General features: G+C 64.7%; 14 protein-coding genes. 3 read left to right on the forward strand and 11 right to left on the reverse strand.

What is annotated here, in order from left to right; genetic code table 11:
* Positions 1 to 110 precede the first annotated feature (110 nt).
* Positions 111 to 1,277 carry a GGDEF domain-containing protein gene (locus tag QO014_RS20445; RefSeq protein WP_266350606.1) on the forward strand — a complete coding sequence of 389 codons (1,167 nt, stop codon included), beginning with the start codon at positions 111 to 113 and terminating at the stop codon, positions 1,275 to 1,277.
* A 66-nt stretch (positions 1,278 to 1,343) separates the two neighbouring features.
* Here QO014_RS20445 and QO014_RS20450 read toward each other — a convergent pair whose 3' ends face one another.
* The gene (locus tag QO014_RS20450; RefSeq protein ID WP_266350607.1) at positions 1,344 to 2,924 is read right to left on the reverse strand and encodes an OpgD/OpgG family glucan biosynthesis protein; all 1,581 of its coding nucleotides are present in this window, start codon (positions 2,922 to 2,924) and stop codon (positions 1,344 to 1,346) included.
* Between the two features lie 163 nt (positions 2,925 to 3,087).
* Positions 3,088 to 4,017, reverse strand: coding sequence for a tRNA (adenosine(37)-N6)-dimethylallyltransferase MiaA (gene miaA, locus QO014_RS20455; protein ID WP_266350609.1), 930 nt, complete (start codon positions 4,015 to 4,017; stop codon positions 3,088 to 3,090).
* Here miaA and serB point away from each other — a divergent pair.
* The gene (gene serB / locus QO014_RS20460; RefSeq protein ID WP_266350610.1) at positions 4,016 to 4,930 is read left to right on the forward strand and encodes a phosphoserine phosphatase SerB; all 915 of its coding nucleotides are present in this window, start codon (positions 4,016 to 4,018) and stop codon (positions 4,928 to 4,930) included. The genes miaA and serB overlap by 2 nt on opposite strands.
* On the forward strand, positions 4,927 to 5,484 hold the full coding sequence (locus QO014_RS20465) for a GNAT family N-acetyltransferase (protein ID WP_266350611.1): 558 nt from the start codon (positions 4,927 to 4,929) through the stop codon (positions 5,482 to 5,484). The genes serB and QO014_RS20465 overlap by 4 nt, the downstream gene beginning before the upstream one ends.
* Here the strand turns inward: QO014_RS20465 and solA are convergent.
* The 9 genes from solA to QO014_RS20510 form a co-directional block, all read right to left on the reverse strand.
* Positions 5,459 to 6,592, reverse strand: a complete 1,134-nt coding sequence (gene solA / locus QO014_RS20470) for an N-methyl-L-tryptophan oxidase (protein ID WP_266350612.1) — start codon at positions 6,590 to 6,592, stop codon at positions 5,459 to 5,461. The two genes, QO014_RS20465 and solA, sit on opposite strands and share 26 nt — an antisense overlap.
* 90 nt (positions 6,593 to 6,682) lie before the next feature.
* Entirely contained in the window at positions 6,683 to 8,206 is a 1,524-nt protein-coding gene (locus QO014_RS20475) for a Do family serine endopeptidase (protein WP_266350613.1), read from the reverse strand.
* 94 nt (positions 8,207 to 8,300) lie between these two features.
* The gene (locus QO014_RS20480) at positions 8,301 to 8,486 is read right to left on the reverse strand and encodes a DUF2065 domain-containing protein (protein ID WP_266350614.1); all 186 of its coding nucleotides are present in this window, start codon (positions 8,484 to 8,486) and stop codon (positions 8,301 to 8,303) included.
* Complete coding sequence (gene hflC / locus QO014_RS20485; protein WP_266350615.1) at positions 8,483 to 9,427, reverse strand: protease modulator HflC; 945 nt, start codon at positions 9,425 to 9,427, stop codon at positions 8,483 to 8,485. Before hflC ends, QO014_RS20480 begins: the two co-directional genes overlap by 4 nt.
* On the reverse strand, positions 9,424 to 10,557 hold the full coding sequence (gene hflK, locus QO014_RS20490) for an FtsH protease activity modulator HflK (RefSeq protein WP_266350616.1): 1,134 nt from the start codon (positions 10,555 to 10,557) through the stop codon (positions 9,424 to 9,426). Before hflK ends, hflC begins: the two co-directional genes overlap by 4 nt.
* A 151-nt stretch (positions 10,558 to 10,708) precedes the next feature.
* Entirely contained in the window at positions 10,709 to 11,155 is a 447-nt protein-coding gene (locus QO014_RS20495; protein WP_370877190.1) for a dihydrofolate reductase, read from the reverse strand.
* A gap of 124 nt (positions 11,156 to 11,279) precedes the next feature.
* Complete coding sequence (locus QO014_RS20500; RefSeq protein WP_266350618.1) at positions 11,280 to 11,792, reverse strand: TIGR00645 family protein; 513 nt, start codon at positions 11,790 to 11,792, stop codon at positions 11,280 to 11,282.
* 56 nt (positions 11,793 to 11,848) lie between these two features.
* Positions 11,849 to 12,349, reverse strand: coding sequence for a GNAT family N-acetyltransferase (locus tag QO014_RS20505; protein ID WP_370877183.1), 501 nt, complete (start codon positions 12,347 to 12,349; stop codon positions 11,849 to 11,851).
* The gene (locus QO014_RS20510) at positions 12,346 to 13,362 is read right to left on the reverse strand and encodes a DUF4424 domain-containing protein (protein WP_266350619.1); all 1,017 of its coding nucleotides are present in this window, start codon (positions 13,360 to 13,362) and stop codon (positions 12,346 to 12,348) included. The genes QO014_RS20505 and QO014_RS20510 overlap by 4 nt, the downstream gene beginning before the upstream one ends.
* Between the last annotated feature and the right edge of the window lies 1 nt (position 13,363).

Here is a 13,363-nt window from a genome sequence, read left to right on the forward strand (position 1 = left end):
ATGGGATGGCGACGCCATGCGCGATGGGCTCGCGTCGGCGCATCGGAATGATCGCTTCTTCAAACGCAATGTTCTAGGCTGCCGGCAGGATATCCCCCCGGTACGCCTGAATGACCTTCGTCGATCCACCGACCCTCTTCGTCGTACTCGTCGTTACGATGATGGCGACGTCCATCCTGCTCTTCGGCTCGTGGCTGCAGATTCGCCGCGACCGCACGCTGCTCTGGCTCGGCCTCAGCTATGCGCTCGGCGCGACCGGCTGCCTGATGTATGCCGGTCGCGGCATCATCCCCGATTTCGTCTCGATCGACCTCGCCTCGGCGATCAATCTCTTCGGCTTCGGGCTCTGCTGGGTCGCGGCGCGCGTCTTCGACGGCCGGCCCGCCCGGCTCTGGCCGCCGCTCGCCGGCGCGGCGCTCTGGCTGCTGCTCTGCCGCTTTCCGGTGATCCAGGAGACCTTTTCCTATCGCGTCGTCGGCATTTCCCTCGTCATCGGCTTCTGGACGATCGCCGCGGCGCGCGAGTTCTGGGGCCATGACGGGCTCAAGGCGCGCTATGCGCTGGCGATCGTCTTCGCCGTGCACGGGCTCATCGTGCTCTTGCGCATTCCCGTCGCGCTGGTCGATGTCCCGACGCTCGACGCCCCGTTCGGAACGCGCTGGTTCGGCCTGATGGCGCTCGAATCGATCGTCTTCACCCAGGTCGTCGGCTTTCTCGCCGTGGCGCTGACCAAGCAGCGCGTCGAGGCACAGCTGCGCGAGGCGGCGCTGCGCGATTCACTGACGGGCCTCGCCAATCGCCGCGCCCTGTTCGAGCAGGGCGCCGCCATCCTCGGCGGGCGCGCGCGGCGGCAGCCCGTCGCGGTGCTCACCTTCGATCTCGACCGCTTCAAACAGGTCAACGATCTCTATGGCCATCCGGTCGGCGATGCGGCGCTGCGCGCCTTCGCCGATGCGGCGAGGGCCTCGCTCCGGCCGGATGATCATGTCGGGCGGATCGGCGGCGAGGAATTCGCGGTGATCATGGAGCAGGTCGGCGAGGCGGAGGCGCGCGCCGTGGCGGAGCGGATCATGACCGCCTTCACCGAGCGCGCCAAGGCGATAGACGGGCTCGAGGCCGGCTGCACCACCTCGGTCGGCATCGCCGTCTCGCCCGATGGGCGCGGCTCGATCCAGCAATGGCTGGCGCTCGCCGATGCCGCGCTCTACGAGGCGAAGCGCGAGGGCGGCAACCGCCTCTGCGTGGCGGAGGCGGGCGCACTAGCCGTCGCCGCCTGAGGCAGCGTTTTCGGGCCCTCCGCAGGGAGAGCCCGATTCACCGTTTGACCCGAAAGGCGGAACGCGTCAGCTGTTCCCCCAATTGGGGAAATACTGGTAGAGCCAGGTTTCGGTCACGGCCGCGCCGGTCTTGTCGCGCACGAAGAGGCGCATATCGAGCGGGTCGGAGCCGGTAACGATCGTGTCGAAGAAGGCGCGGTAGAGGCCCGGCCGGCCGACCACCGGATAGGCATCGGCGAGGCTGACCGCGCCGCGCGACAGGCTGACCTCGGGCTTCGCGTCGCCGCGCACCAGCGCGTCGACCTTGGGCCCGCGGAAATCGACGACGAAGCGGACGGCGCCCGGCGGGCGGGGCTGGCCGGGAATGCCGCCGACACCGACATAGCTCGACACCACGCGGCCGAGATCCGACGGATAAGGCTCGTCCTCGACCCAGAACAGCCGATAGGAGAGCTCGATCGTGTCGCCCGGCTGCGCCTGCTTCTCCGGCACCCAGTAGACGACGATATTGTCGTCGATCTCGGTGTTGGTCGGCAGTTCCACGAGCTGGACCTGGCCCTTGCCCCATTTGCCCTTGGGCTCGACCCAGATGCTCGGCCGGCGGTCGTAGAACACGCCGTCATCCTGGTAATGGTCGAAATCGCGATCGCGCTGCAGCAGGCCGAAGCCGCGAATATCGGCATCGAGGAAGGAATTGGTCATGACGCGCGGGGGATCGTTGAGCGGGCGCCAGATGCGCTCGCCATTGCCGGACCAGATCGCGAGGCCGTCGGAATCGTGGATTTCCGGCCGCCAGTCGATCGCGGTGCGGCGCACGGTCTCCGAATACCAGTACATTGAGGTGAGCGGCGCGATGCCGAGGCGCCCGATCGGCTTCCTCGGATAGAGCACGCTGTCGATATCCATCACGACCTCTTTGGTCTTGACGCAATCGATCCTGTACGCGCCCGTCACGCTCGGGCTGTCGAGAAGGGCATAGACGATGACGCGGCCTTCCTGGCCCAGCACGCGCTCCAGCCAGAAAGCTGAGAAGCGCGGGAATTCCTCGGCGGTCGGCATGGCCGTATCGATGGCGAGACCGCGCGCGGAGGGTCCGTATTGGTCGAGCGGGCCGGAGGAGCGGAAATAGGACGCGCCGAGAAAGGCAAGCCAGTCGGTCTTCTGCGACGGCGCCTCGACGCGGAAGCCGGAGAAGCCGATATCGTCGGGCAGTTGGTGCGCCGGATGGCCGGGCGGCATGTCGAAATAGGTCTGCCGGTAGAGGATCTCGCGCGCCTTGCCATTCTCGACGGCATAGATCTGGCAGGGCTCCTGGAAATACTTGCCGAGATGGAAGAGCTGGATCGGATTGCCGCCCTTATTGTCGGCCCAGAGCGCATCGGCCTTGCGGAAGGCGATGCTCTGGAAATTGTCGTAGTCGATCTTGTCGAGGATCGCGCCATAGGGCGAACGGCCGCTGACCCAGGGTTTCTTCGCATTCGCCTCGGCGAGCGCCTTCAGATCGTCGAAGGAGAACGGCGCGGCAGGGCCGAAGACGAGGCCGGGATCGGCCTCCGCCGCGGCTGCCGGCCCCATGCCCGAAAGGGCACCGGCGGCAATGGCGGAGAGCATTGTGAGCAGGGTATCGCGGCGGTTGGGATGAACCATGTCCAGTCTCGTTCGCAGGGACGGCGCCAATCCTTCGCGCCGCTATTCGCCTCGCCGATAGCACGCTTTTCGTGCGGCGCGTAGGGGCCGATAGTGCTGCAATGCGGCCGTTTCTGGCCAGAATCGCACTGCCGCGACGGCAGGTCTGAAATGACGCATCCGTTCAGCCGGGAAGGAGCAGCCCGGGATCGTCGCCGGGTACGATCCGCGTCCAGTCGGCCATCTGGTGACGGAACCAGGTGACCTGCCGCTTGGCGTAGCGCCGCGTCTCCATCTTGGCGCGCTCGATGGCTTCGGGAAGCGTGATCTCGCCGGCCAGGAACGCCGAGAATTCGCGCACGCCGATCGCCTTCATCGCCGGCAGCGCCGGATCGAGGCCGAGGGCTGAAAGCGCCCTCACCTCGTCGAGCGCTCCGGCCTCGACCATCCGGTCGAAGCGCTCGCCGATCCGCGCATAGAGCAGCGCGCGCTCGGGATCGAGCACGAGGCGATGCGCTTGATCAGGCTCGATCAGCGGCGGCTCGGTCAGGCGCGCCTGAAAATGTCGCAGCGGCGATCCGGTCGCCTCCAGGACTTCGAGCGCACGGACGACACGGGTTCGGTCGCTCGGCTTCAGCAGCGCCGCCCCCTCGGCATCGCGTTCGGCGAGCGCGGCATGCAGCGTTGGCACGCCCTCGCGCTCCGCCCAGAGCTCGACGCGCGCGCGTATCTCCTGCGGCACGGACGGCACATCGGCAATGCCCTCGGTCAGCGCCTTGAAATAGAGCCCCGTGCCACCGACGATGATCGGCAATTGCCCCGCGCCCCATGCGGCCTTGAGGGCGGCCTCTGCATCTCTCCGCCAGGCGGCGACGGAATAGCGCCGGGAAGCGGGCACATGGCCATAGAGACGATGCGGCGCGCGCGTCTCCTCGGCGGCATCAGGGCGTGCCGAAAGGATGCGCAGCTCGGCATAGACCTGCATGGAATCGGCGTTGATGATCACGCCGCCATGCCGCTCCGCCATCTGCAGCGCGAGGGCCGACTTGCCGCTCGCGGTCGGCCCGGCTATCAGGACGGCACGCCGTTCCCCCGTGAAGTTCAGGTCTCCCATGCCGCCCGATGCCGCTCCGTTCGAATATGTCGCCACCTTCATAGCACGGCCCGAGCATGCGGCATCGCTGTCGGAAGTCGTCGACGAGGCGGCCGATCTGCCGACGGCCGGGCGGCCCGACTGGCTCGCGCCGGGCGAGGCCTGCGATATCGCCCTGCCCGCTGCCGCGTCCAGCGATCTTGCGGCGGTCCGCGACGACCTTTTCGAGATGATCGACGGCCGCCCCGTCGACGTCGTCGTGCAGCCGATCGCGAGCCGGCGGAAGCGGCTGCTGGTCGCCGACATGGATTCGACCATGATCGGGCAGGAGTGCATTGACGAGCTCGCCGACATGGCCGGCCTCAAGCCCTATGTCGCCGCGATCACCGAACGCGCCATGCGTGGCGAGATCGCGTTCGAGCCGGCGCTACGCGAGCGCGTCGGCCTGCTGAAGGGCCTGCCGCTCGGCGTGATCGACACCGTGCTCGCCGAGCGGATCAAGCTGACGCCGGGTGGCCCGGAGCTGGTCCGCACGATGAAGGCCGCCGGCGCCTATACGGCCCTGGTCTCGGGCGGCTTCACGCTCTTCACCGGCCCGGTTGCCGCGATGATCGGATTTGACGAGAACCGCGCCAACCAACTGAATCACGAGGGCGGCGTTCTCGACGGCACCGTGACCGAGCCGATCCTCGGCCAGGAAGCCAAGCTTTCGGCTTTGATGGACCTTTCCCGCCGCTTCGGCCTGTCGCGTCATGAGACCCTGGCGATCGGCGACGGCGCCAATGATCTCGCCATGGTCCGCGCGGCGGGCCTGGGCATCGCCTATCATGCCAAGCCCAAGGTCGCCGCCGAGGCCGACGCCCGCATCGACCATACCGACCTGACAGCAATCCTATTCGCACAAGGCTATCGCCGCACGGAGTTTGCCGCATGAGAACCGAGACCGAACGACTGATCCTGCGCCCCTGGGAACGACGCGATCTTGAGCCCTTCGCTGCGCTCAATGCCGATCCCGAGGTGATGCAGTTCTTCCCCGCGCAGTTCACCCGCGAGGAGACGGCGGCCTATATCGAGCGCGTCGCAACGCTGACGGATCAGGGCCTTGGCTTCCAGGCTGTCGAGGAGAAGGTCAGCGGTGATCTGGTCGGCGTCGTCGGCATGGCGCCGGTGAAGCCGGAATTCCCCTCGTCTCCGGGCGTAGAGATCGGCTGGCGCCTTGCCAAGGCGTTCTGGGGCAAGGGCTACGCCAGCGAGGCGGCCGCAGCCTGGCTGCACTGGGGCTTTGAAGAGCTGAACCTGGACGAGATCGTCGCCTTCACCTTCAGCGGCAACTTGCCTTCACGACGCGTGATGGAACGGCTCGGCATGAGCTATGATCCGGCGGACGATTTCGAGCATCCCAGTCTCGCCGAAGGCCACAGGCTGAAGCCGCATGTGCTCTATCGACTGAAGCGCGCCGATTTCAGGCCGCGAGCCGGTCGAAGCTGAAGAGCGAAAGATCGAACGGGCTCCGCTTATCGGTCGCAAAATCGGCGAGGATTTCTCCCACGACGGATGCGAACTTGAAGCCGTGACCCGAGCACGGCGAAGCGACGATGATATCTGGTGATCCCGGCAGCGTGTCGATCACGAAATGCTCGTCGGGGGTATTGGTGAAGAGGCACGCTGAAAGCCGGAGCGTCGACCCGTTCGCATCGGGGAACAACCGGCTCATGCCGGCGCGCAGGATTTCCTCGTCGCGGGGCGTCGGCTCACGCGAGAGACTCTCGGCGTGACCGCTCTCGTGCAGATGGTGATAGAGCCCGATCTTGAAGCCCGGAATGCCCCATGTTGGAAACTGGTAGTAGTGACCGAAATCGGTCAGCACGTTCGAAACGGGGAAGCGCTCAGGCGTGAAAAGGGCCGGCACCTTGGGCTGGAACCAGCCGAGCACCTGCCGCTCGGCTACAGCCTTGCCCTTGAGTGCAGGGATGAGATCCGAGATCCAGCCGCCCGCCGAAACGATCACCCTGCCCGCCTCGTAGCTCGCGCGGTCGGTCGTCACGACGACACGTCCGCTACGCGGCGAAATCTCGCGCACCATTTCGCGGGCATGGATCGTCGCGCCCGCGCCGATCGCCAGCCCCGTATGGGCAAGGATGGCCCGCTCGGAGGCGACGAAGCCGCCATCGGGCTGGAACACGGCGAGATAATCCTCGGGCAGGCGATAGCCCGGGAAGCGGCCAGCCGTTTCCGCCGCCGTCAGAACCTCATGCGGCAGGTTGTGCTCGCGACAGGAAGCGAGTGATCCCTCGACGACATGACTGCCCTCGGGACCACCATCGATGGAGCCTGTGATGAACAGAAGCTGTTCGCGCGTCAGCGTTTCCGCCTCGCGCCAGAGCTCATAAGCCCGGCGGAGCAGCGGCACATAGGAGGGATGCTCGAAATAAGCGAGGCGGATGATCCGGTTCAGGCCGTGCGACGAGCCCATGGCATGACCGAGATCGAAGCGCTCGAGCCCGAGCACGCGGAGGCCGCGGCGCGCAAGCTGCCAGCATGCCGCCGACCCCATGCCGCCCATTCCAACCACAATGACGTCATAGGTTCCGCTCACGCCACGCCTCCGACAAACACGGCAGAAGGATAATCGATTCCGGCGTCGCCAAGACGAGGCGCGACGCCGCACATGGCGATTGGGCCGACGCTATTCGTCGAGTTTGAGCGGAACGAAGCGCAGCTCGCCGGCCGTATTGGCGATCAGGAACAGCGCCGATTTGCGACCGTCCTTCTTCAGCGTATCGATCCGTGCCGTGATGTCCTCGGGCTTGGCGACGCTCTCCTGCGAGACCTCGACCACGACTTCACCCACCGCGACACCCTTTTCGGCAGCGCCGCTGCCGGGCGCAACGGCCGTAATCACCACGCCGTTCACATCCTTGGCGACGTTGTATTTGGTACGCAGATCCGGAGTGAGCTCGGCGAGCGTCAGACCGAGAGCCTCGGTCACGATGGGTTTTGGCGGCTCGGCCGGCTGGTCGTCGAGCTTCGTATCGGCCGATGCCTCGGCCGCCTCGGTCAGGCGCCCAACCTTCACCTTCAGGGTCAATTCGGCGCCCTTCCGGATCACAACGACATCGACCACCTTGTCGATCGGCGCATCGGCCACGAGTCGCGGCAGGTCGCGCATTTCGGTGATCGGCTTGCCGTCGAAGGAGATCACGACGTCGCCCGGTTCGATCTTCGCCTCGGCGGCCGGACCCTTGTCCGTGATGCCGGCGACGAGCGCGCCCCGCGCGGGACCCATGTTGAGGCTTTCGGCGATCTCATCCGTCACCTGCTGGATGCGCACGCCAAGCCAGCCACGCCGCGTCTCGCCATACTGCCGCAACTGATCGACGACATGCATCGCCGCGTCGGACGGAATCGCGAAGCCGATACCGATCGATCCACCGGATGGCGAGATGATCGCCGTGTTGATGCCGATGACCTCGCCATACATGTTGAACAGCGGTCCGCCCGAATTGCCGCGATTGATGGCGGCATCGGTCTGGATGAAATTGTCATACGGACCGGAATTGATATCGCGATTGCGGGCAGAGACGATGCCCAGCGTCACCGTTCCACCGAGGCCGAACGGGTTGCCGATCGCCATCACCCAATCGCCGACGCGCATCTTGTCGGAATCGCCGAATCTCAGCGCCTTGAGCGGCTTGGCCGGATTGGGTTTCACCTGCAGCACGGCAAGATCGGTCTTCTCGTCCTTGCCAAGCAATGTCGCGGTCAGCTTCGAACCGTCGGAGAAATTGGCGACGATCTCGTCGGCATCCTCGATCACGTGATTATTGGTGATGATGATGCCCGATGAATCGATCACGAAGCCGGAGCCGAGCGACTGAACCTTGCGCGGCGGCGCTTCGGCCTGTCCGTCTGGCCCCTTCTGTTTGTTGAAGAATTCGTCGAAGAACTCCTGGAACGGTGAACCCTCCGGCGCAGATGGAGCCGGAACGCCGCGTGTTCCGGCGACGGTCTGCGAGGTCGAGATGTTGACGACGGAATCGAGCAGCCCCGCCGCCAGATCGGCGACAGAGGCAGGCCCCTGCTGCGCAAAGGCCGGAGTGCCAGCCGGCACGGCGACAAACAACGCGCCCAATATCGCCGCGGCCAAGCCGAAGCGACGGGTCGATGCTCTCGCCTTTGCCTCGATGGACCGTGTCGCTGCCGCCGCCATTACGCTCTCCTCATCCCGCTCGCCGGACGGCATGAATGCCGCCAGCCTCGATCATTCGTCATCTAGGGCAGCGAAGTACACGCGACGATAGCGGTCAACTCCGCGCGAGCCAGACGATACCCACCCCAACTGCCAATGCGGCCAGGCCACAGATGCGCAACTGGTTGTCCGATGCGGCAAGACCTTGCCGCATCATGAATTTGCCGAGGGAGGGCGCCGCGGCATAGAAGGCGCCCTCGATCACAAGCACGAGGCCGATCGCCGCGGCGAAATCCGTCACGGCGTTGCAGGAGCCGGCTGCGCCGGCGCCGGCACGGACGGCGCGGGCGAGGACGGTGCGATCGCCGCTCCACCCAACGGATCCGCGAAATAGCGGAAGAAGGGCGAAGTCGGAGAGAGCACGATCCGCGTCGTCTCCCCCTTCATGCTGTCGATGTAAGCCTGCATCGACCGGAAGAAGGAGAAGAACTCGGGATCCTGGCCATAGGCGGCGGCGAAGATCTTGTTGACGGCGGCATCGCCATCGCCGCGAAGCTCTTCCGCCTGCTGGTTGGCTTCAGCCACGATCACCGTCGCCTGGCGATCAGCCTGCGCACGGATGGTCTTGGCCTCCTGCTCGCCGCGCGAACGGATGTCGGTCGCCTCGCGCTGACGTTCCGTCTGCATGCGCTGGAACACGGCCTGGCTGTTTTCCGCCGGCAGATCCGCGCGGCGAATGCGGACATCCACCACGTCGACGCCGAGGCGTCGGCCTTCGGTATTCACCTGCCGTGTGATGCTCTCCATCAGACCGGCACGGCCATCGCGCACGATATTGGTGAAGTCCATCTGGCCGACGGCACCACGAATGGCCGAGTTCAGGATCACGGCAAGCCGCGATTCAGCGACCTCGATCGAGCCGGCCGCCTGGTAGAAGAGCAGCGGATCGGTGATCTTGTAGCGACCAAACGCATCGACGATCAGGCGCTTGCGATCACGCGCTATGACTTCGAGCGGCGGGGAATCCACGTCGAGAAGCCGCTTGTCGATCATCACGACATTGTCGATCAGCGGAATCTTGGCATAGAGGCCGGGTTCCGTTACGACCCGGACCGGATTGCCGAAACGCAGCACCAGCGCCTGGTCGGTCTGGTTGACCACGAAGAGACCGGAATAGGCGATGACCGCTAGAACGATCAGGATGACGACGCCGAGGCCGCCGAAAATACCGCCGCCCCTCATTGTGCCGCTCCCTGAGCCGGCTGGCTCGCAACCGGAGCACCCTTGAGCGCAGGCAACGGAAGATAGGGCAACACACCGCCGGTCTTCTCGTCGACGACAACCTTGTCGGCGCCGCCGAGGACCTGAGACAGCGTCTCGAGATACATGCGCTGGCGCGTTATGTCGGGTGCCGCCTTATAGGATTCGTAGACTTTCACGAAACGATCCGCCTGTCCGGTGGCTTGCGCGATGCTCTGATCGCGATAGGCGTTGGCCGCCTCGACAATCTGCGACGCCTGGCCGCGCGCGCCGGGCAGAACCCGGTTGGCGTAGGTTTCGGCCTCGTTGCGAATGCGGTCCTGGTCCTGCTCTGCCGCCTGAACGTCGCGGAATGCGTCGATGACTTCGGCCGGCGGACCGGCGTTCAGAAGCTGAACCTGCGTGATCTGGATGCCCGCGCCATACTGGTCGAGCTTCTTCTGCATCAGTTCCTGCACGGAGGTCTGGATGCTGAGGCGCTCCTCGGTCAGAACGCGCTCGATGTCGGAACGGCCGATGACTTCGCGCATCGCGCTTTCGGCGATGGCCTTCACCGTGCCTTCGGGATTCTGGATGTTGAACAGGAAGTCGCCCGCATTGTTGATGACCCAGAACACCGTGAAATCGATATCGACGATGTTCTCGTCGCCGGTGAGCATCAGGCTCTCCTGCGGCAGGTCGCGGCCGGCCGTGCTGCTGCCCGCACGATCATCCTGGCTCGTCCCGATCGTCACCCGGTTCACGCGCGTTACCTGCGGCGTGTAGACGGTTTCGATCGGATATGGCCAGCGCAGGTTAAGACCTGGCTTGGCATCGCGGCTGTACTGGCCGAAGCGCAGCACGACGCCTTGCTCATCCGGTTCGACGCGGAACGTGAAGAAATTATAGCCGACAAAGGCGACGACGAGCGCCAGCACCCCCAGCAGGAGCACGGGATTGAACCCGCCCGAACCACCGCCTCCCGGCAGAACCTGCTTCAGCTTGTCCTGGCTGCGGCGAAGGAGTTCCTCGAGATCCGGCGGATTGGGGCCATTGCTGCGCGGCCCCTGACCCCAGGGCCCGCCATTGTTGCTCCCCTTCCATCCGCCGCCCGTCTGGTTGCTCCAGGGCATTTGCACTCCTCAAATGGCGTAACGTTACGGCGAGGCCAAATTGGCTGCACCGGACGAAACAAACTAACCCGTCACCGGCCGCGTCGCCACGGCATGAGCTTGCGACAAGTGGTGTTCGGGACCTCACCTGTCAACGCAGGACCTCAAACAGTCACGAGACCCGTTCATAGATGGTAAACCGGCTTGCCGCCGTATCGGACGGACCGGCGGGCACATCTTCGGCCGAAACGACGCGCCATGTCGACGGGTCGATGGGCGGAAAATGCGCGTCGCCGTCCGGCGCCGTTAAAACATGCGTGATGTAGAGCCGGTCGGCCCGGGGCATGAACGCGCGATAGATCTCGCCGCCGCCGATCACCATCGCCTCGACGACATCGGAAGCCGCACCGGCGGCGATCGCCGCGCTGAGCGCCGCATCCAGCGTGGGGACCACGACGATCCCCTCCTGATCGAACGCCGCGTCGCGCGTCATCACGATATTGACGCGGTTCGGCAAAGGACGCCCGATCGAGGCATAGGTCTTGCGCCCCATGATCACGGGCTTGCCCGATGTGATCGCCTTGAAACGGCGCAGATCCGTCGAGAGCTTCCACGGCATGTCGCCGTCGCGGCCGATGACGCCATTTTCGGCGACTGCGGCGATCAGCGAGATGCGAAGCGGTTCCGGCCCGCCGGCAACCTCTCCGGACGCCCCAAAATCGGATGTCTCTCCGTCCCTGGCCTCATGGCTTGCCATGTGCGTCGCCCTTCGAGGTGATCCGATCGAGCAAGCCGAGAAGAAGGGCGGACACGACAAAGGTCATGTGCATGATGGTGAACCACATGATCTTCCAGTTGTCGTACTGATCAGCGTTCAGGAAGATCTGCAGCAAATGGATCGAGGAGATCGCGACGATCGACGACGCGACCTTGATCTTCAGGCTGCCGGCATCGAGCTTGCCCAGCCAGGACAGTTGCACGTCGGCATTGTCGAGCCGACTGACGTAATTTTCATAGCTCGAGATCATGACCATCACGAGCAGGCTCGCAACGAGGGCCGCATCGACCAGGCTCAGCATGGAGAGGATCATATCGGCTTCATCAAGCACGAAGACGCCCTTCACCACCTTGATGAACTTGAAGACGAAGGAAATGGCATAGACGACGAGGGCGGCGGCGAGGCCGAAGCTGAATACGACGAGGATCCAGCGACTTCCAAGAATGATACGTTCGATGAAGGCTTCGGCGGCTTTCACGGCAAGGCTCCGATCAGGGGTCTGTCGCTCAGACGAAGCATATGGCCGTTCCCGGCTCAAGGCGCCAGAGGCTTCTCACGCCCGAGCGCGAGAAGTGCGTCCCCTTCCACACGGCATCGCTGCCATTCCGTCAGGATGCGCGCGCCCTGCGAGCGATAGAAGTCGATCGAGGGTGTATTCCAGTCGAGCACGGCCCATTCGAATCGCCCAAGCCCCTCGGCCACGCAGCGCGCTGCGAGCCCCTTCAGCAGCGCCTTGCCGATGCCATGGCCACGAAATTCCGGGCGGACAAACAGGTCTTCCAGATAGATGCCATGCAAGCCGCGGAACGTCGAGAAGGTGTAAAACCAGAGCGCGAAGCCGGCCGGCTCGCCGTTCCAGCTGGCGATCTCGCAGAAGACGCGCGGCTGTTCACCGAAGAGTGCCCGATCGATCGCGACCTCGTCGGCCTCGACCTCGTGCAGGAGCTTCTCATAGTCGGCCAGTTCTCGCACGAACTGGAGCACAAGCGCAGCATCCCGCCTCTCGGCCGGTCGAATCGTAAGGCCTGTCATCATTTCTCCAGTCCGGCGCCGGCCAGAATGAGGACGTCGAAATCGCCCTCAGGGTAGAAGTCTTCCTTCGTCATCTCGAAGGTCGTCGGACCAGTCTTCTTCACGCCATCGCCGCAGAAGCTCACCAGGTTTTTCGGCGAGCCCTTGTCGACGACGAGATGGAATTTCGAAATCGGACCAGCCCAGTTTGCGCCGGTACGCAGGATATATTCGATCCGATGCTCCATGAGGAAGTCGTTCTCGGCGCGGCCCGCCGCCGCCTTGTCCGCCGCAGCCAGGAAGGACTTTTCGATGCAATATTTGCGAACATAGTCCTGAAACCATGGCTCCTTGCGGCTTTCGGGCGTGCTGAAGGAGACACCCGCAGTAGAGCCAACGCTTGGCTTGTAGCTATGCTCGACGGTGATGGTGCGCTTGGCCGGAAAGGTCTGCTCCCAGTAGTAAGCTGTCGAAAGCACCCACATCGGTGCCAGATGGCTCTCCCAGCCCTTGCCCGCATCGAACGTATCGACGGCGGCGAGGCCGAGATTGATCAGCCTGTCCCATTGCTCGCGCGGCAGCTTGTCGAGCGCCGCACGTGTCGCCTCGAGTTGCGGCGCGAGCGGCACGCCGAGGCTCTGGATCAGGGCCGTCTGGTCGACCCCAAGCGCGGAGACCCGCTGCTGCAACTTGGCCGTCACAGGCGCCCCGTCGACCGTTGTCTTGAAGCCGAGGAAATTGGCGGGGTCATCGACCGGGATACTGTCCATGAAATCGATATCGCCCTTGATGTCGGGCATCGGGAACGCGACGAGCGTCGTCACGTCCTTGTCGGACTTGTTTTCGAACTGATAGCGAACGCGAACCTCGTCCATGGAGATGAACAGGTCTTCGGAGGTCATCGCGACATCGTCGGTGGTAACATAGACGAGCCCGCCAGCGCCGAGCTCCGCAGTGGAATCGTTCGCCAAAGCCGGCTGTGCCATCGCGCCCGCAAGGACGGCGATCAGGATCAGGGTTACCGAAACCAGGCGCATC

The organism is Kaistia dalseonensis, from assembly GCF_030814715.1.
Taxonomy (GTDB): domain Bacteria; phylum Pseudomonadota; class Alphaproteobacteria; order Rhizobiales; family Kaistiaceae; genus Kaistia; species Kaistia dalseonensis.

What these genes read in the sequence shown, in the direction of transcription:
- QO014_RS20450 (WP_266350607.1), bottom strand. Translation starts at nt 2,924, where the DNA reads ATGGTTCATCCCAACCGCCGCGATACCCTGCTCACAATGCTCTCCGCC.
- QO014_RS20510 (WP_266350619.1), bottom strand. Translation starts at nt 13,362, where the DNA reads ATGCGCCTGGTTTCGGTAACCCTGATCCTGATCGCCGTCCTTGCGGGC.
- QO014_RS20445 (WP_266350606.1), top strand. Translation starts at nt 111, where the DNA reads ATGACCTTCGTCGATCCACCGACCCTCTTCGTCGTACTCGTCGTTACG.
- QO014_RS20505 (WP_370877183.1), bottom strand. Translation starts at nt 12,349, where the DNA reads ATGATGACAGGCCTTACGATTCGACCGGCCGAGAGGCGGGATGCTGCG.
- miaA (WP_266350609.1), bottom strand. Translation starts at nt 4,017, where the DNA reads ATGGGAGACCTGAACTTCACGGGGGAACGGCGTGCCGTCCTGATAGCC.
- QO014_RS20475 (WP_266350613.1), bottom strand. Translation starts at nt 8,206, where the DNA reads ATGGCGGCGGCAGCGACACGGTCCATCGAGGCAAAGGCGAGAGCATCG.
- serB (WP_266350610.1), top strand. Translation starts at nt 4,016, where the DNA reads ATGCCGCCCGATGCCGCTCCGTTCGAATATGTCGCCACCTTCATAGCA.
- hflC (WP_266350615.1), bottom strand. Translation starts at nt 9,427, where the DNA reads ATGAGGGGCGGCGGTATTTTCGGCGGCCTCGGCGTCGTCATCCTGATC.
- QO014_RS20465 (WP_266350611.1), top strand. Translation starts at nt 4,927, where the DNA reads ATGAGAACCGAGACCGAACGACTGATCCTGCGCCCCTGGGAACGACGC.
- hflK (WP_266350616.1), bottom strand. Translation starts at nt 10,557, where the DNA reads ATGCCCTGGAGCAACCAGACGGGCGGCGGATGGAAGGGGAGCAACAAT.
- QO014_RS20495 (WP_370877190.1), bottom strand. Translation starts at nt 11,155, where the DNA reads ATGCCGTGGAAGCTCTCGACGGATCTGCGCCGTTTCAAGGCGATCACA.